13 protein-coding genes are annotated in these 23028 nt (G+C 32.0%); 2 read left to right on the forward strand and 11 right to left on the reverse strand.

Features of this window, described 5'->3' with window-relative positions; translation table 11 throughout:
- Nucleotides 1-6 precede the first annotated feature (6 nt).
- A complete protein-coding gene (locus CHB63_RS12660) occupies nucleotides 7-1182 on the forward strand; it encodes an aldose epimerase family protein (protein WP_089378836.1) in 1176 nt (391 codons plus the stop codon).
- Nucleotides 1183-1186: 4 nt separating this feature from the next.
- Complete coding sequence (locus CHB63_RS12665) at nucleotides 1187-2806, forward strand: sodium:solute symporter (protein WP_089378837.1); 1620 nt, start codon at nucleotides 1187-1189, stop codon at nucleotides 2804-2806.
- A 524-nt stretch (nucleotides 2807-3330) separates the two neighbouring features.
- On the opposite strand, the gene CHB63_RS12670 is transcribed toward CHB63_RS12665, so the two are convergent.
- The 11 genes from CHB63_RS12670 to CHB63_RS12720 all read right to left on the reverse strand — a co-directional run bounded on the left by CHB63_RS12670 (nucleotide 3331) and on the right by CHB63_RS12720 (nucleotide 22862).
- The gene (locus tag CHB63_RS12670; RefSeq protein ID WP_089378838.1) at nucleotides 3331-5247 is read right to left on the reverse strand and encodes a glycoside hydrolase family 97 protein; all 1917 of its coding nucleotides are present in this window, start codon (nucleotides 5245-5247) and stop codon (nucleotides 3331-3333) included.
- A 124-nt stretch (nucleotides 5248-5371) separates the two neighbouring features.
- A complete protein-coding gene (locus CHB63_RS12675) occupies nucleotides 5372-6133 on the reverse strand; it encodes a ThuA domain-containing protein (protein ID WP_217898415.1) in 762 nt (253 codons plus the stop codon).
- 64 nt (nucleotides 6134-6197) lie between these two features.
- Entirely contained in the window at nucleotides 6198-8030 is a 1833-nt protein-coding gene (locus tag CHB63_RS12680) for a glycoside hydrolase family 2 protein (protein ID WP_089378840.1), read from the reverse strand.
- Between the two features lie 117 nt (nucleotides 8031-8147).
- Nucleotides 8148-9926: a discoidin domain-containing protein gene (locus tag CHB63_RS12685; RefSeq protein ID WP_089378841.1), complete on the reverse strand. Its 1779-nt coding sequence runs from the start codon at nucleotides 9924-9926 to the stop codon at nucleotides 8148-8150.
- A 29-nt stretch (nucleotides 9927-9955) separates the two neighbouring features.
- On the reverse strand, nucleotides 9956-12271 hold the full coding sequence (gene bglX / locus CHB63_RS12690; RefSeq protein ID WP_089378842.1) for a beta-glucosidase BglX: 2316 nt from the start codon (nucleotides 12269-12271) through the stop codon (nucleotides 9956-9958).
- A gap of 9 nt (nucleotides 12272-12280) precedes the next feature.
- On the reverse strand, nucleotides 12281-13066 hold the full coding sequence (locus CHB63_RS12695) for a carboxylesterase family protein (protein WP_089378843.1): 786 nt from the start codon (nucleotides 13064-13066) through the stop codon (nucleotides 12281-12283).
- Nucleotides 13059-14435, reverse strand: a complete 1377-nt coding sequence (locus CHB63_RS12700; protein ID WP_089378844.1) for a glucoamylase family protein — start codon at nucleotides 14433-14435, stop codon at nucleotides 13059-13061. Before CHB63_RS12700 ends, CHB63_RS12695 begins: the two co-directional genes overlap by 8 nt.
- Nucleotides 14436-14440: 5 nt before the next feature.
- Complete coding sequence (locus CHB63_RS12705) at nucleotides 14441-15805, reverse strand: glucoamylase family protein (protein WP_089378845.1); 1365 nt, start codon at nucleotides 15803-15805, stop codon at nucleotides 14441-14443.
- A gap of 94 nt (nucleotides 15806-15899) precedes the next feature.
- Nucleotides 15900-18281, reverse strand: a complete 2382-nt coding sequence (locus CHB63_RS12710; protein ID WP_089378846.1) for a LamG-like jellyroll fold domain-containing protein — start codon at nucleotides 18279-18281, stop codon at nucleotides 15900-15902.
- A 28-nt stretch (nucleotides 18282-18309) separates the two neighbouring features.
- A complete protein-coding gene (locus CHB63_RS12715; protein ID WP_089378847.1) occupies nucleotides 18310-19842 on the reverse strand; it encodes a RagB/SusD family nutrient uptake outer membrane protein in 1533 nt (510 codons plus the stop codon).
- Nucleotides 19843-19859: 17 nt separating this feature from the next.
- A complete protein-coding gene (locus CHB63_RS12720) occupies nucleotides 19860-22862 on the reverse strand; it encodes a SusC/RagA family TonB-linked outer membrane protein (protein WP_089378848.1) in 3003 nt (1000 codons plus the stop codon).
- Nucleotides 22863-23028 lie beyond the last annotated feature (166 nt).

Genomic DNA, 23028 nt, shown 5'->3' on the forward strand with positions numbered 1-23028 from the left:
ACTATTATGAATGTATTGAAACGATCCTTAGCAGTTTTAAGCTTAATTAGTTTTGCTTATATAAGTGTGCAGTGTAAAGAAAATAAAAAAGATAAAAGTAATGAAATGGTTAGTGAAATAAAAAATCCAATAACGATAGCAAAAGAAGCTTATGGTGTAACTTCTGATAGTATAAATGTTGAGAGTTATACTTTGAAAAATGAAAAGGGAATGGAAGTTACCATTATTACTTATGGAGGGATTATTACAACATTAAAAGTTCCAAATAAGGATAATAAAATTGAAGATGTTGTTTTGGGTTATAATTCAATTGAGGAGTATCAAAAAAGCACGCCATATTTTGGAGCATTAATTGGTAGGTATGGTAACAGAATTGCAAAGGGTAAGTTTTCTTTAGATGGAATTGAATATACTTTAGCTGCAAATGATGGCTCAAATCATTTACACGGGGGTGTTAAAGGTTTTGATAAAGTAGTTTGGACTGCAGAAGTTTTAGAAGATACAGGTTCTTTAAAACTATCTTATTTAAGTAAAGATATGGAAGAAGGATATCCTGGAAATTTGGAAACTGTGGTTATTTATAAATTAACTAATGATAATGAATTAGAAGTTTCTTATGAAGCAACTACTGATAAAAAAACCATTGTTAATCTTACGCAACATTCTTATTTTAATTTATCCGGAGATTTTTCTAAGCCTATTTTAGATCACGAAATAACAATTAATGCAGATAAATTTGTTCCAGTTGATGCTATTTTAATTCCTACGGGAGAATTGAAAGATGTAGCGAATACTCCTTTTGATTTTAGAGTAGCAAAATCAGTTGGGCAAGATATTGAAGTAGAAAATGAGCAACTTAAAAGAGGTTTAGGATATGACCATTGTTGGGTTTTAAATAATCAAAATGAAGGGATAAGATTAACTTCATCTGCTTATCATAAAGAAAGCGGACGGTTACTTGAAGTTTTTTCGGATGAACCAGGAATTCAGCTTTATACAGGGAATTTCTTAGACGGAACTTTGCCTAATAAGCAGGGAGGAACTTATGGGCATAGAACAGGTTTTTGTTTGGAAACTCAACACTATCCAGATTCTCCAAATCAGAAAGACTTTCCGTCAGTGGTATTAAATCCAGGAGAAAAATATAAAACAACTACTTCATTTAAATTCTCTGTAAAATAATAATATGAAAACATTAGACACATTTGATTGGATTTCCATAAGTATTTACTTTCTAATATTGATTGGTATCGTTGTTTGGGTTGTTCGAAAAAAACAGGCAAATACCGAAGATTACTTTTTAGCAGGTAGAAATGTTGGTTGGTTTGTAGTTGGAGCATCTATTTTTGCCTCAAATATTGGATCGGAACACGTTGTTGGATTAGCAGGAGCGGGAGCAGGAAATAAATTACCAATGCTTATTTATGAAATTCAGGCTTGGGTAGTGTTGCTTTTGGGTTGGGTTTTCCTTCCTTTTTATGCTAGAAGTGGTGTGTTTACAATGCCTGAATTTTTAGAAAAACGTTTTGATGCGCGCTCTCGCTGGATACTTTCAGTATTTTCAATTATAGCATATGTACTAACTAAAATTTCGGTTACAATTTATGCAGGTGGAATAGTGGTTTCTGCTTTACTTGGAATTGATTTTTGGACTGGTGCAATTGCAACGGTATTATTAACCGGTTTATACACTGTTTTAGGGGGTATGAGAGCCGTAGTTTATACAGAAACACTACAAGCTATAATTTTAGTAATAGGTGCAGGAGCATTAACATTTATAGGTTTACAACACGTAGGTGGTTGGGAAAGTATGAAAGAAACGGTAACACCAGAATACTTAAATATGTGGCGTTCTGCTTCAGATCCTGAGTTTCCTTGGCCGGCCTTATTTATTACAAGTACTATAGTTGGAGTTTGGTATTGGTGTACTGATCAATATATAGTGCAACGAACTTTAACTGCTAAAAATATTAAAGAAGGTAGAAGAGGAACTATTTTTGGTGCGCTTTTAAAATTACTTCCAGTATTTTTATTCTTAATACCTGGTGTAATTGCAGTGACTTTAAAAATGAGAGGTGAATTAGAATATGACAGTCCAGATCAGGCATTTCCTGTATTAATGAGTAATTTATTACCTTCAGGATTAAGAGGTTTAGTTGCTGCTGGTTTGTTAGCTGCTTTAATGAGTTCTTTAGCTTCTGTATTTAATTCAGTTTCTACCTTATTTACAGTTGATATTTATAAAAAATTAAGACCAAATGAGTCAGAAAAAAAATTAGTTCGAACTGGACAAATAGCAACTGTTGTTGTTGTAATTATTGGTATTATTTGGATTCCAATTATGGCAAATATTTCGGGAGTGTTGTATGAATATTTGCAAAAGGTTCAATCGTACATTGCGCCTCCAATAACTGCGGTGTTCTTATTAGGTATTTTCCATAAAAGAATTAATGCACAAGGTGCTTTTGTGACTTTAGTTGTTGGTTTTGTGGTAGCTGCGTTTAGAATTGTATTAGAGTTGATAAAAGGTTCGTTAGATACAAGTAGTTTCTTATTTAAACTTGGAGATATGAACTTCTTAACTTTTGGAGCTTGGTTCTTCTTATTCTGTATTGTACTTACAATTGTAGTGAGTTTAGTTACTAAAGCACCAACAGATGAAAAAGTAGAAAATTTAACTTTTGGAACAATTTCAGAAGTAGAAAAAATTAAAAATAAAAGTAGTTATGGTTTAATAGATATAATAATTTCTGTTTTAGTTGTGGCTTTAGTTGTAGCGGTAATGATTTTCTTTAACGGGAAATAAGTTAACGATATATTTGATTTGGTTTTAAAGAGGCTTTTTGAAATGTGATTTTCACTTTTAAAAGGTCTCTTTTCTTGTTGATAAATAACCTAAAGAACAGATTGCTTCACTTCATTGCGTTTTGTTCACAATGACAAATCAATCAGAATGTTGATAGGTTTTAGAGTATTTCGTTGACAATTATGTGAAATATGTCATACTGAGCCTGTCGAAGTTAATTTTAATTTCAACGAATTATAATACTTCGACAGGCTCAGTATGACATAAGAATTTTATATTAAAAATTTATTATAAATCTAGGATGAAGTTTCATTTTTTCTAATACTTTAGAATTTGTTGTAATTGTATTTTTGAATTAAGAAGAAAGTAATTTAACCTCTTGGTAAGGGTGATTGCAATATTTCAATTGATTTTGTGCGAAATGATAATAAATATGTTAAACTGAGCGTGTCGAAGTTGATTTTAATTTCAACTAATTATAATACTTCGACATGCTCAGTATGACATAAGAGTTTAATTCATAATTAAAACTTCATCACAAATCCACCATAAGGTTTCATTTTCACTAATAGCTTGGCATCTGGTGTAATTGTATTTTGAACAAATCCATTTTCATTTTCAGAAATGATAAAGCCATCTTTAGAAATAAAAGATAGATCAATAGTAAATTCTTTATCCATATTCTCACCATTTATACCTGTAATATGCCATGTATCGCCTTTTCTTCTAGCCATAATTACATCTTTTCCAGGAAAACCTTCAATAAATTTAGCAGCATCCCAATTTGTTGGAATGTCTTTTAAATAGTCTATAACATATTGAGGTTGTTTCGCCATTCCTTCAGGGATTTCAGCAATATGTTGAATACCAGATAAAAATAATACAGGTAAAGCCAAATCAAAACCAGCTGTAGTTCTTTTTGTAATATTTGGAATAACATCTAACACCATTGGGGTAAAATCCATTGGGTCAAATGCATTTCGGGCAAATGGTAACACAGTACAATGGCTTGGTGCAGTATCAGCATTTTCTTGAACAAACGTTATAAACTCTTCCCCTTTTATGGCTTCCATAGTTAATAGATGAGGATATGTACGTTGCCAACCTCTTGGTAAAGTTGCCCCGTGAAAATTCACTAATAATTTATGTGAAGCAGCATCTTTTAAGATACCGTGATAATAGGCAATCATAGATTGTCCGTCACCGCCAAAAAAATCAATTTTAACTCCTGAAACACCAATTTCATTAAGTTTTGTAAATTCATGAATTCTATCTTCTTGTGTTAGTAGCTTGCTTTTTGGATGATATGGTGTACTGTTCCAAGAACCAGAAGAATTATACCAAACCAAAACTTTTACGTTTTTTGAAGTCGCATATTTAGTTAATTCCTCCATTTTTTCATACCCAATTTTAGTATCCCAATCTGCATCAATCAGACAATAAGGCCAATTCATTTCAGAAGCGTAGTCAATAAATTTTATGGAAGTTTCAAAAGTTGTAAAATCATCTTTTAGTAGCACCCAACTCCAGGAAGACAATCCACTTTTTATAAATGAAGTATCCATTTCAATGGCTTTATCTGCTACATCCGTACCTAAAGTACTTTCGGTAATAGTATTTAAATTTCCAATTGTAATAATTCTCCAAGGTGTAAACCAAGGTAAATTCGATTCAGGATTTAATTCTCCTTCTGGAAAAATTTCTTCTGTTTGTGGAAATGTAACTTGTAAAGCTTCCATTTCATCGTTATATTTTAATCTAGTTCCACAATATTTTTCATGCAAACCAGCCTCGGTAATTAAAACCCAAGATTCATTTGTATGAAATAAAGCTGGATATACCCAGCCTTCACCAATAGGAGAAGCCGTATTTACTGGAATGTCCATCATATAATTTTCTTCATAGGAAGGGTTTGTTTCACTCCATCCTGTTTTTGCTTTAGACATTGGTTGTAGCCAAGCTTTTGTACTCTCATTAAAATTATAAGTTGTTTTTTCTTCGGTAATCTTTTTATTTTCTTCTGAAGTTTCAGGAAAGTGATATCTAAAAGCAACGCCATCATCTGATAATTGAAAAATAATATCCATTAAATTTCCAGTTTCATTTTCTAAATGAACGATATATTTATTTGCATTGTATTCTATGTTTTTTTGTTTTCCTTGAACCATAGAATATGTATCGGAAACCGGAATGGATTCTGAAATACTTTTGACTTTTAAATTGTTATAAAAATTAGCGTCTTCTCTAATTAACCCTAATTTAGAAGAATCGAGAACAATTTTGTTATTATAAAAAACCTGATAAAAAGGAGTTTTATCGGCATTTAAATTGAATTCAACCTTAATAGTTTTGGTGGAGTTTTCAAAAGTTGTATTGTTTTTTTTAATGTTACAGGAAAGTAATAAGATACTTGTAATGAGTAAAATGATGCTGTTTTTCATAAGTAAGTGTTTAAAATACACTTGTAAAAATACTGAAATAAAACAAATACTACCAGAAATTAATCATAATTAATTTTTGGTAGTATTTATTAAAATTTGAGAAGAGTAATTTGATCGTAAAATATTATTTTTTAATCCCTTTTCCAGTTGCTGCCCAGTAGATTCCACCATAAATATGATGTAAAAACCAAGGGTCGCTATATATTAAAGGAATATGACCTAAAGCTGTGTAAAACGATCTCCCATTATCATAATCCTGATACCAGGAAATTGGGTGGTATCCCATACCTTTTCCAATTTTTTCTCCCCATTGTGCATTTGGATTATAGGTGTTTTCATCTATAGTAAGTAATACTTTTAAATTTTTAGAGTATTCTTCTTTTTTGAATTCGTACCATTCATCAGTCCACATAAATCGCTTAGGGAAAATTTCCATTCCGGGGAAATTGCTATCAGTAACTTCTAACATTGCTGTTTGTTGAGCTGGGTGAATATGAAACATTCTTCCAACTAATTTAGTATACCATTGCCAGTCGTATTCAGTATCTGAAGCACTATGTATGCCAACAAAACCTTTACCAGATTGGATGAATGCTTTAAAAGCATTTTGTTGTTCATCATTTAAAATGTCTTCAGTTGTATTTAGAAAAATTATAACATCAAATTGTGCTAGAAATTTGTTGTTAAATTTTTTCGCATCTTCATGCCATTCTACTCCAAAATTATGTCGTTCAGCCAAAGCTTTAACTGCAGTAACACCTTCATTAATGGATTCATGATGATATCCAGCCGTTTTTGTAAAGAGCAGTGCTTTAAATTGTTGTTGAGAAAATACTTGAAGTGAAATGCAACTGCAAATTAAAAAAAGAATGATTGATTTTTTCATATTCATAAATGGATTTTTGAGTGATTTATTTTTGAAAACCGATGATTTTAGTTTTTCAATTTTTTTATTTCTTATCGTAAAAATCTTTTAATACAAAAAAGGCTTTTTTCTTTTTGCCTTCAGATGAAATAAGCCCTTTTCTATTCCATTCATCTTGTATTACAGGTAAATGTCTTCTTGGAGATTTAAAATCAACCAATATCCAAGGTGAAAAACCTCTTAATTGAGGAATTTTATCTATCATATTTAACGTTTCTACATATAAATATTCTTGATATTCTTCTGTCCATCTATCTAATTTATCACCGTGTAAACCTTGTTTTGCACCAGCTCCAAATTCTGAAATAAGTACAGGTTTGTCTTGTTTAATATTCCAAATAATCTCTTTAGACCTTTCAGGTAAACCAACATACCAACCAATGTATTGATTAAAGCTTAAAATGTCTACATAATCAGCAAATGGATCTTCAATATGCATAACATTAGAATTGTTTTTGTTGGTATTTTGTTCCAATGCGGCACTTATAAGTCTGGTTGGATCTAATTCTTTAGCAACTTTCATTAATTTTATTAAAAATTCAGTTCTGGCTTCACTAACCGGGGTTTCATTTGCCATTGACCAAATAATAGTTGCAGCTCGGTTTTTATCTCTGCTAATAACTTCAGTTAATTGATTTTTGGCATTTTGATAAGTAGCTTCGTTTTCCCATTGAATTGTCCAATAAACAGGATTTTCTTCCCATACCAGAATACCCATTTGATCGGCAAGTCTCAACATATGTTCATTATGTGGATAATGTGCTAGTCTCACATAATTACAGCCCAATTCTTTTGCCCAGGTCAGTAATAATTTTGCATCTTCTAATGTATTGGCTCTTCCACCTTTAATTGGATTTTCTTCGTGAATAGAAATACCTTTTAAATAAATATTTTCACCATTTAATAGAATGTCTTGTCCACTTGTTTTAATAGTTCTAAACCCTATTTGGTCGGTAAGTTCATCTTGGGAAGCTTTAATGGTAACATTGTATAAGTATGGATTTGTATCTGACCAATAAGTTACTTTTTTCAACTTAATTTCAAGTGGTGCAATTCCTTCTATATTGGTGGTAACTTGAGTTTTTATTTTAAGTTCAGGAATATTAATTTGTACTTTTTTATTTGCAATGTCTTCTCCTTTAAGTTTTACATACCCTTTTATTTGTTTGTTGTTATCAGGATTTAGTTGAATAAAATAATCTTGAATGTATGTGTTTGGTGTTTCAATTATTTTAACATCTCTGGTAATTCCACCATAATTCCACCAGTCTGTATTTAAAGTTGGAACCGCTTCTTTTTTACGTTTGTTGTCAACTTTTACAATTAAAAAATTATCCTTTTCATTTATTAAATTAGTAACATCAAAATTAAAAGGAGTGAAACCACCTTCGTGCATTCCAATTTTTTTACCATTTAAATAAACTTCTGCAATATAATTAACTGCTCCAAAGTAAATAAAAACACGATTATTTATGTCGGTTTTTGTGTAATCAAACGATTTTTTATACCATACAGTTCCTTCATAATAATACAGTTTATCGTCTTGTGTATTCCAATCTCCGGGAACCTGAATTTCTTTCGAAGTATCAAAATCATATTCAATTCTATCAGACCTGTCTTTTGGTTTTGAATTTAAAAAATAAGCACTTACATCTGGATTTTCTTGTTGATCAAAAGCATCTCTTCTGTAATTGTAATAGCCGTTTTCATATGGATCTACTATGTAATTCCAAGTTCCATTTAAACTTTGTGAAGGCCTGTTGTAGGTGTTAATTAATAATTGTTCTTGGGAAGTTTGTGCTGAAATTAGTGTGTTTATAAAAATAAAAAGAAATAGAAAATAGTGTGTTTTTCTCATGGTTTTAAAAAGGAATTATAAAGTATAAAAAACAATAAATTTACTTTAATTTTTCCGTTTAAAAAAACACGGGAATCTGTTAAATTTCTAACTCATTTTTTTAGACACTTATTAAAATTATTCAGAAATTACAATAGGCGATCTTTTAGAAATACCGTTGTTATTAAATGCCTCTATTTGAAAATAATAAGTATCGGTTCTATCCATTCCTGTGAAAAAATAATCATTTACACCATAAACCATAATGCTTCCGTATAATTTATCGGGAGATTTTCCAAAATAAATTACATAGCCATCAGCGTCATTATTTTGTTGCCATTTAATCCAAGAACTTCTTCGTTCTCCATATTTTTTAGGATCTGCACGTAAAACTATAAATTTTTCTACTTCTTTAGGTTTTTCTCCATTTCCAAAACCAAAAACTCTAAAACCGCTTAAGGCAAATTTACCTGTTGGCATTGCTATATTTTCTAATTTTAAATAACGAGTTTTTATAGGTTTTTCTAATTCAACGTATTCATGAGGAACATCGGTTTTATTCTCGCTTTTATCAACAAGTAGTTTCCATCTTTTACCATCGTTAGAACTGTAAATTTTATATTGATGAAATTTATCCAATGTTTTGCCTAAAAATGCTACATCTTGATCGGCATAATTAAGTTGAATTGCATTTATAGTTGAAATCTCTCCCAAATCAGTTTGAATCCATTCTCCTTTAGCTCCAGTTTTTGCAGACCAATAGGATTTCATATTTTCATCAACAGCATTATTTGCCTGAAAACCGCCTAATGTAGATGAAACTTGAACAGGTTTATTGTAATTTAATAACATCCAACCACTAAATAAACCATCAATATGATTGGCATTTTTGGTTGGTAAAAAAGTTGGATAATCTCCATAAGCCGTATTGCAAAATAAAACATCATCTTTATCAAAACCAGCAGGCCAAATACCAATTCTTCGCTCAAAATTATTTTTAACACCTAAAATAACTGTTGAAACGTGCCACCAATTACCAAAATTATCTTGATAGGTTGCACCGTGTCCGGCACCTCTTGCAAAGCCACCAGGTTTATAAGCAAATGGATTATGAGATTGATAAGCAAAACCATCTAACGGACTTTCACTTACATAAACACCATCTGCATAACCACTAAATTCAGTTGCCGGAGCTCCATATTGTAAGTAATATTTATTATGATATTTAGTTACCCAAGCACCTTCCATAAATGGTTGTAAAAAAGTATTGTCATTATATTCTCCAAAACGCTCCCATCCGTGATCTTCTGGATGTAAAGATATTAATGGTTTTACAAGCCCATCAGATTGTAAAGTTTTTGTATTTATTTCAGTTCCTAAAAGCGGATATTCATTACTTGATCCCCAATATAAAAATAGTTTATCAAGTTCATTGTCATATAAAAAACCAGGATCCCAGGCGCCAACTTTTAAGGAATCAACAGCAATTTCCCATTCATCCTTTGTTGGGTTTTTACTTTTCCAAATAGGAAACGTTGGATTGTGAGTAGATCCAATAACATATAGTTCATCTTTCATAGCAAATACTGCTGGAGCGCATAATTCATCGTAAACTTTATGTTGCGGTAATAAAAATTTTCTTGAAATAAAATTCCAATTTAACATATCATCACTCCACCAATATCCCCATTGATTTGTTGAAAATAAAAAGTATTTACCTTTAAAATTTACTATTACAGGATCGGCAGTTGCTCTGTGTTTTCCTTGTTCAGCAAAATTAGGAATTGGCGTGTAACCGTAATCTATGTTTATAGGGTTGCAATATGTTTTTTGTTGTGCATTTATTTGAAATGAAAAAAATGAAATCAATAGTAAAGTTGCCCAAACTGTTTTTTTAAATTCGGTTTTTAATACCATTTTAAATGTTTTTTATAGAAAATAAATCTTTAATTAATAAGTTCAAACTCTGATTTTAAATTACTTACTGAGTTGGTTCCAACAAAAATTTCAAATTTTCCGGGTTCAGCAACAAAATCTAAATTTGAATTGTAAAATTTTAAATCCTCAACAGTTATTTTGAAATTTACGGTTTTAGTTTCGCCCTTTTTTAAAGCTATTTTTTGAAATCCTTTTAGTTCTTTAACGGGTCTTGTTACTGAGCCAACCAAATCTCGAATATACAATTGTACAATTTCTTTACCATCATAATTTCCTGTATTTTTTACAGTTACGGAAACATCTATTGTTTCGTTTTTTGAAATTTTAGAAGTGCTTAATTTTAAATCTTCATAATTAAAAGTAGTATAACTTAACCCAAAACCAAATGGAAACAAAGGTTCATTTCTTTCATCAATGTAGTTTGAACGGAATTTCTCAAATTTACCTTCGGAATTTACCAAAGGTCTTCCTGTATTTTTATGATTGTAAAAAATTGGAATTTGACCAACACTTCTTGGAAATGTTGCGGTTAGTTTTCCTGAAGGGTTTACAGCTCCAAATAAAACATCAGAAATAGCTAATCCAGCTTCACTTCCTGGAAACCAAACATTTAATATTGAATTAACCGTATTATTTTCTTCTGTTAAAACCAAAGGTCTTCCTGTAAATAACACTAAAACTACTGGTTTTCCAGTTTTTATCAATGCTTGTAATAAATCTTTTTGTGCTTGTGGAATTTCAATAGTGGTTCGGCTGGTACTTTCTCCACTCATTTCTGCAGATTCTCCAAGCGTAGCTACTATAACATCGGCCTTTGAAGCTATTTTTAAGGCTTCATCTAATAATTGTTTTGCTGTTCTGGTATCTCGGTTTAGTTCTTTACCAAACATGGTTGCAATTTTTTCAAACTCGGCATCATGATCTAAATTACTTCCTTTGGCATATAGAATTTTTGCATTGTCACCGGCAATTTTTTTGATTCCATCTAAAACAGAAATAGATTGATCTTGCTTTGTTGCAACACTCCAGGTTCCTGCCATATTTTCTTTTGCATCTGCCAATGGTCCTATTAGAGCAATAGTACCTGATTTTTTTAGAGGTAACAACTGATCGTTATTTTTTAATAATACCATTGATTCTGCCGCAACTTCTCTTGAGAATTTTCTATTTTCAGAAGTGTATATTTCTGTTTTAGCTCGGTTTTCATCACAATATTTATAAGGATCCTCAAAAAGACCTAATTTATTTTTAGCTGTTAATATTCTTTTTACAGCAGCATCAATTTGTTCAATAGAAACATTCCCTTCTTCAAAAGATTTTTTTAAAGTTGTTAAAAAACCTTCACCAACCATATCCATGTCTGTACCTGCATTTAATGCTAAGGCCGATACAGTTTGTAAATCTCCCATTCCGTGTTCTATCATTTCATTTATGCCTGTATAATCTGTAACTACAAAACCATTAAATTTCCATTGATTTCGTAAAAGATCTGTTAGCAACCATTTATTACCAGTTGCTGGAACTCCATCAATTTCATTAAATGAAGCCATTACAGAGCCAACTCCTGCATCAACTGCTGCTTTATACGGCGGTAGGTATTCGTTATACATACGTATTTTACTCATATCCACGGTGTTATAATCTCTACCTGCTTCAGGAGCTCCATACAATGCAAAATGCTTTACGCAAGACATAATAGTGTTATTGCTATTTAAATTATTACCTTGATAACCAAGAACCATGGATTTAGCAATTTCACTTCCTAAATATGGATCTTCACCTGAACCTTCTGAAACGCGTCCCCATCGTGGATCTCTTGAAATGTCAACCATTGGAGAAAAGGTCCAGTTTATTCCATCTGCACTTGCTTCAATTGCTGCGATACGCGCTGTTTTTTCAATTAATGGCATATTCCAGGAGCAAGACAATCCCAATGGAATTGGAAATGTTGTTTCATAACCGTGAATAACATCCATACCAAAAATTAAAGGAATTTTTAATCGACTTTTTTCAACAGCAATTTTTTGTATTTCGTTAATGTTTTTAACCGATTTTATATTAAAAAGAGCTCCAACAAGTCCTTTTTCAATTTTACCTCCAATATCTGAATTTGTTGCCTGACCGGTTGTAAATTGTCCGGCACTTGGTAAATTTAACTGACCTATTTTTTCATCTAACGTCATTAAACTTAAAATAGAATCTACTTTCGCTTCAAAAGAAGGTTTACTATTGATTGTTACTTCTGGGGTTTTATTGGTACAAGCAACTGTTAGAAGTATAATTAAACAACTAATTGAAAGCTTTGTTTTTATAAGGTTTTTCATCTTTTAATTTTATTTTTTTGAAAATAACCAAGGTAATAGGTTAGGTTCTGCAAATGCGGAATCCCAACTATTATGATTGTCGTTACTATATAATGTGAAATTTGGATTGCCTCCAGCATTTAAAATACCTGAAACCATTCCGATTGATAATTGCGGACTTACTACATCGTCTTTTGCTCCATGAAAAATCCAAAGTGCTGTAGTTGTTGCATATGAAGCTGTAGTTTCTGGACTTCCTCCGCCACAAATTGGAATTGCAGCGGCAAATGTTGTTGGTTTTCTATTTAAAATTTCAAATGTTCCCATTCCACCCATAGAAAGTCCCATAACATAAACCTGTTTTTTATTGGTGTATGATTTGGTTAATAAATCATCTAACAAACCTATTACTAAACCAAGAGATTTTGTTGGTTTTTCACCATTTTTAAATTCAAAAGTAATTGGTTTGGTAGTTCTGTCAGCTGTTAAATTAGCCCAATAATCATTTTTTGGACATTGAGGAAAAACAACAATTGCCGGAAAATTAGTTCTGCTTTCATTCGTTAAAAAAAGAGCACTTCCATGTGTAAGTTGAGTTTCATTATCACTTTCTCGTTCACCAGCGCCGTGTAAAAAAAGTACCAGTGGATATACTTTCTCTTCTGAAAAATTTAAAGGATACATAATTCTATATTGCAAAGTATCCAACTCTTTAATAAATTGTTTTTTTTCAAATAAAGAAACTTCAGCAATTTGTGAAATGGCACCAAAAAAACTAAGAAATAGGCAACAGCTAAAAATTATTTTTTTATTCATAGTTAAAATTTAAGTTATTTAACCCTTTTTGAACATCTTCATTTTGCATAAAAAGATTCCAAAGAAGTCCTGTTCTATAATTTTCAATCATAATAATTATTGGGCCTTGATCAATTGCCAAATAAGCATTGGCAACCCAAAAATTATTTTGTGGACTAAATGCATCATAAAATCCTGCAGGACCCAAAAGTTTGTCTTTATTTTTATAGAAATACCGGAGTGCTTTTAACGATTCTGTTGGTGTGTATGGCATAGAACTTAATGCTGCAGTTGGTGAAATTACACCAAGATCGTTGTTAGGTTTATGCGCTGCATAGCCAATACTACCGTCTGAATTTCTGGAATAACTTGCCGTTAACCCCCAACAATCTGCACCGTAATCTTTATAATTTAATGGATTTTCTACACAATAATTATAATTAATTTTAGAGTGGTTTGTAGTAACATTCCAATAATTCACGTACTCGTCGGATAGGCCTTTTGGTTTTAATCCTAAATAAGAATAATGTGCCCAAAAAAGTGGTCCGCCGTATTCTGCGGATCCAGCGTGATTCACTAAAAGCGGATAATTATATTTAATATTTGCAGATTTAATTCCTCCATTAGAAGCCCAACCATTTGAATAAACTTCTTTAGAAATTGCATAATCTGGAGATGCTGCCCCTAAAACATAGGTTATAAGCACTTCATTATATCCTTTTAATTTTAAATTTTTAGAAAATCCAAAATTTGGACTCCAGTGCCAATATAAAGTATTTTGATTTTGAGTATACCAATTCCATTCAATGCCTTTCCACAACACATCTGCTTTATTAGCTAAAGTTTTTTCACTCGTATTTCCTGTTTTAAAATATTCTTTTATACAAATAAGACCTTGCGCCAAAAAGGAAGTTTCAACAATATCACCACCATTATCATCTGCACTAAAAGGAATTACATTCCCATTTGTTCCATCAATCCAATGCGACCAAGCACCATGAAAACGATCTGCGTTTTCTAAAAAATTTAAGATTTTTTGTAATTTATTGAAGCCTTCTTCTCGGGTTATAAAACCTCTTTCAATTCCAACCAAAATGCTCATTAATCCAAAACCGGTTCCTCCAGTTGTAACTACATTTTGGTTTAAAGTTGGATTAGTTGGATGGTAACGTTCTTTAGCCGCTCCAGAATTAGTTTCAGCAAAATTCCAAAAGTATTTAAAAGTTTCTTTTTGAGTTAAATCTAACAATTCTTCATCACTTAAAGAAGGTGTTTCATCTGGGTTTTCTTGATCTGTAGGAAATTCAATTGGCTCATAAACATAGCCATCATCACCACACGAATTAAAACTAAATAAAATAACAACTAATATTAGAGAAATGTTCTTCATTATTTTTATTGAATTAACTTACTTTTGAAATTTAATTTTTTCAAACCATTTTGAAGGTCTTTATTTTGCATAAATAAATTCCATAATAAACCTGTTCTGTAATTTTCAATCATTACCGGAATTGGACCTTGATCAATTGCTAAATATCTTGGTAAAACCCATTTATGTTCAATACTAAAAGCATCATACGGTCCATATTTACCCACCAAACTATCAGCATCTTTATATAAGTACTTCAGCATTTGCATGCTTTCTTTTGGAGTATATGGAAAAGAAGACAGCGCTGCAGTTGGAGAAATTACACCCAAATCATTTCCAGGTCTATGTCCTGCATATCCTTTCATAGAATAACTTGATGTTAAACCCCAAACATTTTCTCCATAACCTGTATGGTTTTCAGGATTTTCAACACAATATTTATAATGAATTTTAGCCTGATTTTGTGCAAGCTTCCAATAATCAGCATATTGATCAGATAACCCATTTGGATTTAAGCCTAAATACGAATAATGTGCCCAAAATAAAGGTCCAATTGGTGCATCATTGCCTTCAAAATAATTTAAAACCAATGCTTCACCATATAAAGAATCTTTTGAAACAATATTTCCATTTAATGCCCATCCTTTTTCATAGACATCTTTAGTTATTGAATATGTTGGCGATGCTGCGGCTAAAACATACATAATTAAACACTCATTATAACCACCTACAGGAAAATTCATATCCCAACCATCAGTTGGAGACCAATGCCAATAAAGTACATTTTCTCCGTTTTTAGTGTACCAATTCCATTCAACCTCTCGCCAAAGTTTATCAATTTTGGAAACCAATTCTTGTTCATGTTCATTGCCATCTTTAAAATATTCGGAAACTGTTAATAAACCTTGTACTAAAAAAGCAGTTTCAACTAAATCTCCACCAGTATCTTTATTACTAAAAGGCTTAATTCTACCAGTTTTTCCATCTATCCAGTGTGGCCATGCTCCGTGAAATCGATCCGATTTTTCAAGGAAATTAGTAATTTTTATAAATCGGTTGTATGCATCTTCTCTAGAAATAAACCCCCTTTCAACGCCAACCAAAATTGCCATTAAACCAAATCCAGTTCCTCCAGTTGTTACAATATCTTTATCATTTGAAGGGTAAATATTATCTAAGTGAATTCTTTCACGTGCCATACCAGAAGTTGGCTCGGCACCCTCCCAAAAATAATTAAACGTTTGTTTTTGAACTAAAGTTAAAAGATCTTCATTATCTGAAGCAACTTCAGTAATGTTATCTTTTGGATGCTTATCTTTTTTTGAGTTACAACTTGTACTGCATATTAAAATAAATGCAAAACTTGCAACTATTGTTTTTGAGAAATTCATAAATTATTATTTCCTTATTTTTTTATCTAAAGTTGCACACAATAGGTGTGCAACCTCAAATAAAACCTAATCTCAAATTATTATAAAAAACTAATTAGTTATTCATTAGGGTCTGAATTTCTTCAACTGAAAGTGTTTTGTCAAAAAGGAATAAATCATCTATATAACTTATATCGGATAAATGATTCCATCCTGAAAAACGAGGTGCTCCAGAACCAATTGAAAGGATATCACAGCCTGTCCAATCTATAAGTTTACCTGTCATATCACCTTTATTGGTAGCTGCTACACCGTTAAAATAGATTAAAGTTTCAGTTTCAGAAACGGTAAAAGCTATATGTACCCAGTCTCCAACAGTAGCGTCTATCACATCACCATCATTCCAAACATCTCCGCCATCAGTTCCCAGATGCAGTTTTATTCGTTGTTCAGTACCACTACCTTCTCTAAACAGTCTAAAGCCAGATGTTAATACATTATCTACGCCATTCATTGGTGGTCCAACTGTTAATATGCCTGCTCTATCTGGATCTGCATTTACTTTGTACCAAAAAGCACCACTAAATTGATTTGCAAACAAACCATCCGTTGGGAACGTTAAATATGAATCTACAGCTCCGGCATAGGCGTTTGAACCAATAATACTTTCACCTGCAAAATCAGGAGTACCAACAACAGTTGCATTTATATTGTTGTTAACTTCAGTAGTTGTTCCATCAAACGGCATATAAAATGTTGAACCATAATTTTTAGGAACATAAACACCTCCAGAAACATCTGATACTTCTTCAGGAGTTAAGGATTTATTGTAAAATCGTAATTCGTCAATTTCACTTCCATCGGAAGCATGTCCCCAATAACTAAAGGTTTCACCACCAGATCCAATTGTGAATTTTTCACAACCAGTCCAATCAATTGGAGCTGGCATATCTGAAGATCTTGCTTCAACACCATTTAAATAGATAGTGTTTTTTGAATTAGAAATAGTAAGTGCAATATGTACCCATTCTCCAGCCGTAACATCAATTACATCACCATCATTCCAACTTTCACCTGTTCCAAATCCAATATTTGCTTTAATTCTTTGCTCGGTTGCATTTCCTTCTCTAAACAATCTAAATCCTTGATTTCTGTTTTCAGGGACGTCATTTCCTACAACTAATATTCCAGCTCTGTCTGGATTTGCATCTACTTTATACCAAAATGTTGTGCTAAACTCAGTGGTTAATAAACCCTCAGCAGGATACGTTATATAAGAGTCTAAAGCTCCTAAATAAGCTCCTGATCCTTCATAAGAATCATTTGTTATTTCAGGAGACCCAATTTTTTCAGCTGCTTTGCTTCCAATTAAATTTAAATAACCACCATCAAAAGGCATGTAAAATGACTCTCCACTATACTTTGGAAAGTAAGGATTGAAAGCATTTATCATTAATTGAATATCGTTTTGAGAAAGTGCTTTATTAAATACGCGTAACTCATCCATATTGCTATTATCAGATTTATGATTCCAATAGCTAAATGTTTCTCCTCCAGCACCAATAGTTAAATTTTCACATCCTGTCCAATCAATACCATTAGGTAAATCGGCTGAATTCATTTCAATCCCATTTAAATAAATGGTACTTTTTGTTTGAGAAATAGTAAAAGCTACGTGAACCCATTGTCCTGCATTTACATCAATTACGCCCCCATCATTCCAACTTTCACCTGCACCTGTTCCAACATTAAGCTTAATTCTTTGCTCCGTTGTATTTCCTTCTCTAAATAATCTAAATCCTTGATTTCTGTTTTCTGGAATATCATTACCAACAACAAGTATTCCAGCTCTATCTGGATTTGCGTCAACTTTATACCAAAATGCAGCACTAAATTCACTACTTAGTAATTCTTGAGCGGGTAATGTTAAATAAGAATCTGTAGCACCTTTATATGCATTTGCGCCAGCGTAACTAGAGCCAGCAAATCCTGGGGTTCCAATTTCAGAAGCAAAATCAAATCCTATTAAATTCATATAATCTCCATCAAATGGCATATATAAAGATTCGCCATCAAACATTGATGTATAAGGTGGTTCTTTGATAAAGTTAATCTCTTTAGTTGATATTTTACCTTCTAAATCGGTAGCCATAACTGTTAATTTATGAGTTCCATCAACTAAATTATCATAAGTAAATTCTTTTAAAGCTCTTCTATAATCTAAAAAAGAAGTATAAGAAGTAATTTCAGAATCATCTATAAGTACAGAGATATCAGCAATTTCAATATCATCTGTTACTTCAATTTTAATATTTATTGATGTAACTTCTTCAAAGACCTTGATAGTAGTTCCTTCAGAAGGGTATATAATTTTAATTATTGGCGCAGAAAGATCTGCACCCGGATCAACTTTGGTAATATCATCTATTCCTTCATTACAAGCTGTTGCAAGAACAATGGTTAGAATTCCAAGAAATATATTTTTTAATATTTTCATTTTTTTTGTTTTTAGTGATCAAATTTTATTAGTTACCTTTTAATATTGGCAACTTGTCAACCTGAGCTTGTGGATAAGGAAGGAATATTTTGTCCTCTGAAAAAGTTCTTCCATCATAACTTAGCTCGTTATAGTTTTCAAGGCGTACCATATCATAATAACGAGTACCCCATTCCATTGCTAGTTCAGCAAATTTTTCATCCATTACTTGCGCATTGGTAACACCAGATATTGAAGCCAATCCAGCTCTTAATCTTACAGCATTAACAGCTTCATCCGCAGTCATTCCTGTACCTGAAGCACCTTGGGTCAACGCTTCTGCATGCATCAACAAAATTTCTGAATAACGGATACACGTAAAGTTTTTATTTGTACCATAATCTGTTCTTCCTGAAGTAAGTTGGTTGGAAGGTAAATACTGCTTACCACTTGCAAATAAAGCACGTGCATAATCATTTATTTTATCTCCATCTCTAGTTGTATTAGAAATCCAGGCTGGTAATGTTGCGTAAGCAGGATCTGCTTTTATTTCATTGATACCACGATCGGTAAATAATACGCTTGTTTCTAAACGAACTGTTTCATTTCTATCAAGCATAAATTTAACATACTTTATACTTGGCTCGTAAAATCCCCATCCACTTCCTGCACCAGTTATACTTGGAGTCCAGTTTTCTGGTCCAAAAAATGCAAATAAGTAACTTTTTGTACTTCCAGCTCCTTGACCAAAGTCAGAATATTGAAATTCAAGCAAATTTTCATTATTCAATTTTCCATCTAATTTAAAAAGTTCATAAAAATCAATTTCAAGATCAAATTTATTAGAAGTTATAATTTTTGAAGTTGCATCTGCAACAGCCTGATAATTTTTTAATTCAAGATTAGCCAGTGCTTTTATTGCCAGTGCTGTATATTTTGTAATTCCTCCTCTAATATCTGTACGTTCATTTGGACGCATATCTGGCAATAAAGAAATTGCTTCATCCATTTGGTCAGAAATGTGTTGCATTACTTCATCTTTAGAAGATACATTTGCAACAAGAAGTTCAGAAGGATCGGAACTTGTAGTGATAAAAACGTCTCCCCAAACACGTGCTATTTGAAATAATAAAAATGCACGGAGTGTTTTTGCTTCTGCAATATACTGATTTGCAGTTGTTGCATTTGCTCCATTTTCTTTATACAATTCAATTTGCTCCATTGCAGAATGCATTGTTAAAATATCTCCATAATAGTTTTGCCATACAGAATTGTACATCCAATAATCTTTATTATAATTGAATTTATCTGTTTCTGCATAGTCTTGTTGATCTCCTAATCCTCCTGCATTAACATCATCTCCTCTAACTGAAATTAATGGAAATTCTTCCCAGGCTCTAGATTGAAATTCTGAGTATGCACCAATAAGAGGTAAAATCATGTCTGATGAAATGGTATAATCTATATCTTCAGTAAATGATCTGTTCTCTGCTAACTCATCTAACTTATCATTACAGGCAGTAGTAAAAAATAGTACTGCAAGTACAGCTATGAGTTTTGTTAAATTAATTTTATATTTCATAATGATATTTTTAAGAATTAAATTTTAATATTCACTCCAAGCGTATATACAGCTGGAATAGGATATGTTTGCGTGTCTATACCATTTGCTACTTCAGGGTTGAAACCATTATACTTGAAAGAAGTAAAAGGTCGTTCTGCCGTTAATGAAACTCTTATATTTGGCATATTAATAGTTTTAATATTATAGGCCATTTGGATGTTTTGAATTCTAAAAAACGAACCATCTTCAACAAAATAGTCACTCATTTTTTGATTCCAGCCTTTTCTTAATCCTGCGGATGATGGATAAGAATTAGAAGTTCCTTCACCATGCCAGCGATTAATTGCTAAATCAGCATCTAAATTCCCATCAGAAGTCCAAATTAATTCACCACGTTTACGGTTTAAAATTTTATTTCCTGTTTGTCCCATCATACTTGTTGAAAACTCAAAATCCTTATAAGTAAAACCAATGTTTAGTCCATACATAAATGAAGGTAAATAAGAGCCTAATACTACACGGTCTTCATCATCAATAAAACCATCATTATTTTGATCTTTGTAAATTAAATCTCCTGGAACCAATCCGTTTGCTACTGCAGCGGGATCTGCTTGTACTTGTGCATCATTTTGATAAACTCCAACTACTTCGCGTCCATAAAAGGCAAGTAAAGGTTCACCTACGTAAGATCTTTGACGGAATTCTGCAGAACCACCATCTATATATTCTTGTCCGTATAAATCAAGCACTTCATTTTTAAGTGTTGAAATGTTTGCACCAATGGTATATTTAAAATTATCGGATACAGAACTGTTCCAATTCATTGCTAATTCAAAACCAGAATTTCTAATAGAACCAACACTTTTATTTACACTTCCTGCAATTAGTGGAAACCCAACAGGAATAACCGCTTCCTTAGTATCACGTATAAAATAATCGGCATCAATAGATAATCTATTATCTAATAATCTTGAAGTTATCCCCACATTTGTTTCTTCCGTAAGTTCCCATTTTAAAGAAGAGAAAGTACTTGAAGATACTGTTCCGGAAACAAGTACGCCATCAATTGCTGTATCAACTATACTTGTTGTGTTTGCGCCATCACTTGCAGGTACATTGCTATTCCCAAGTTGTCCCCAGCTAGCGCGTAATTTTAAATAATTTAAAATATCGTTTTCTTTTAAGAAATCTTCTTCAGAAAGTATCCATCCAGCACCAATTGTTGGAAAATAGCCCCATTTCTCTTGGTATTTAGAAGAACCATCTGCTCTTAATGTTCCATATAATAAATACTTGTCGTTGAAATTATACGAAACTCTTCCAAAATAAGAAAGCCCATATTGTCTACTTCCTCCATCATTTACGCTATCAACATTAATAGTTCCTGCCTGACTAATGTACCAGGCAACTTCTTGATCAATTGAAGGAATTTCTTCTCCCCTGGCGGTAAGCATATCCCAGGCATCATCTCTAAAAGAGGTTCCAGCCATAACCGTTAAGTCATGATCTCCAAATTTATTGGTATATGTAAGTACATTATCCCAAATTTGGTTTGAAAAATTTTCTGCTCTTTTGGTAACTGCCGAAATTGGTCTTTGAAAACCGTCTGTAATATAATATGGCAAGTCTACATTTCTAGTGTTAAATGTTGAATTACTATGATTATAAGTTGTTTTAAACGTTAATTTTTTAGGAATTAAATTAAATTCCATATAAAAATTAGCTAATATTTTTCTGTTTTTAGATCGGTTATTATTGTAGTCCAAAGAAGGAAAAGGGTTTTGACCACCCCTATATCCAATACTTTGAGCACTTGCATAATTAATTGGCCAAGCTTCTGTATTTGCTTCGTCATGAATAGGTAGTATTGGCACTGCAAAATAAGCCTGATTCCAAGCACTGGACTCCGGACTGTACTTTGTTGCATTGCTCAAAATCATATTGCCTCCAACAGTTAACCAATCAGTAGCTTTAAAGGCTATTTTTGAACGGAGGTTAAAACGTTCATATTCATTTTTTGTATCTAAAACACCTTCTTGTGCAAAATAATTTGTTCCAATTGCATAAGAAGCATTTTCACTTCCTCCTGAAATGCTAATACTATGGTTTTGAATTGTTGCAGCACGTAAAATTTCCTGATACCAATCTGTATTTACATCTGGTACATTTGGATTAATTCTGCTTCTTCCAAAACGTTGCATTGCATTATTAATAAAACTAACGTCAGCAGCAGAACCGGATTCAATTGCCATTGTTGTAAATTGTTCAGCATTTGCCATTTTTAAAACATTTTGTGCAACCTGAACACCAGAATATCCATCATAAACAACTTCTGTTTTTTGGTTGTACCCACCAGATTTAGTTTCAATTAATACAACGCCATTTGCAGCTTTAACACCATAAATTGCTGATGCAGAAGCATCCTTTAATACTGAAATAGAAACAATATCTGAAGTGTTTAAAAAATCAATATTGTCAAAAAACATACCGTCTACAACATATAAAGGTGACGTGCTTCCGCTTCCTGGATAAGAACCAATACCACGAACACGAATTGTTGGACTTTCACCCGGGCTACCAACACTTACTACTTGGAGACCTGCAACTTTTCCTTGCAAAGCTTGCATTGCTGCACCTGTGGGCGTTTTTGAAATTTCATCAGACTTGATAGTTGTTATTGAAGAAGTTAAATCTTTAACATTCATTTTTCCATAACCTATAACCACTACCTCATTTAATGCTTGAGAATCTTCCTTAAGTGTTACATTAATAGTGCTTTGTCCGTTTACATTTTGTTCAATAGAAATGTAACCCAAATAGCTAATAACAAGAGTTGCTGAATTGGATAAATTATCTATTGTGAATTTTCCATCAAAATCGGTTTGGACACCAATTGTTGAATTTTTTACAATTACGGAAGCTCCTGGAAGTGGATTTCCACTTTCATCACTTACTGTTCCAGTAACTTTTAATTGTTGTGCAAAAATAGTTGCACAATTAAATAGTAGAAGGAGTAAAAATGTTACTTTGTTCTTCATTGTGTGAAATTTTAAATTAATTAAAGTAAATGTATCTTTAATTTTTATGAAGTATAAAAAATATCCACTTCTTAACTACATCATTAAAAAAAAGCCTCTAAAATAGCAATTTTAAATATGTTTATATAAGCTTATGATGCATAACTAAATATTACGAAAACGTTTT

This window comes from Lutibacter flavus, assembly GCF_900188355.1.
Taxonomy (GTDB): Bacteria; Bacteroidota; Bacteroidia; order Flavobacteriales; family Flavobacteriaceae; genus Lutibacter; species Lutibacter flavus.

Coding starts and splice junctions, on each gene's coding strand:
- CHB63_RS12660 (WP_089378836.1), top strand. CDS start 7: ATGAATGTATTGAAACGATCCTTAGCAGTTTTAAGCTTAATTAGTTTT.
- CHB63_RS12665 (WP_089378837.1), top strand. CDS start 1,187: ATGAAAACATTAGACACATTTGATTGGATTTCCATAAGTATTTACTTT.
- CHB63_RS12670 (WP_089378838.1), bottom strand. CDS start 5,247: ATGAAAAACAGCATCATTTTACTCATTACAAGTATCTTATTACTTTCC.
- CHB63_RS12675 (WP_217898415.1), bottom strand. CDS start 6,133: ATGAAAAAATCAATCATTCTTTTTTTAATTTGCAGTTGCATTTCACTT.
- CHB63_RS12680 (WP_089378840.1), bottom strand. CDS start 8,030: ATGAGAAAAACACACTATTTTCTATTTCTTTTTATTTTTATAAACACA.
- CHB63_RS12685 (WP_089378841.1), bottom strand. CDS start 9,926: ATGGTATTAAAAACCGAATTTAAAAAAACAGTTTGGGCAACTTTACTA.
- bglX (WP_089378842.1), bottom strand. CDS start 12,271: ATGAAAAACCTTATAAAAACAAAGCTTTCAATTAGTTGTTTAATTATA.
- CHB63_RS12695 (WP_089378843.1), bottom strand. CDS start 13,066: ATGAATAAAAAAATAATTTTTAGCTGTTGCCTATTTCTTAGTTTTTTT.
- CHB63_RS12700 (WP_089378844.1), bottom strand. CDS start 14,435: ATGAAGAACATTTCTCTAATATTAGTTGTTATTTTATTTAGTTTTAAT.
- CHB63_RS12705 (WP_089378845.1), bottom strand. CDS start 15,805: ATGAATTTCTCAAAAACAATAGTTGCAAGTTTTGCATTTATTTTAATA.
- CHB63_RS12710 (WP_089378846.1), bottom strand. CDS start 18,281: ATGAAAATATTAAAAAATATATTTCTTGGAATTCTAACCATTGTTCTT.
- CHB63_RS12715 (WP_089378847.1), bottom strand. CDS start 19,842: ATGAAATATAAAATTAATTTAACAAAACTCATAGCTGTACTTGCAGTA.
- CHB63_RS12720 (WP_089378848.1), bottom strand. CDS start 22,862: ATGAAGAACAAAGTAACATTTTTACTCCTTCTACTATTTAATTGTGCA.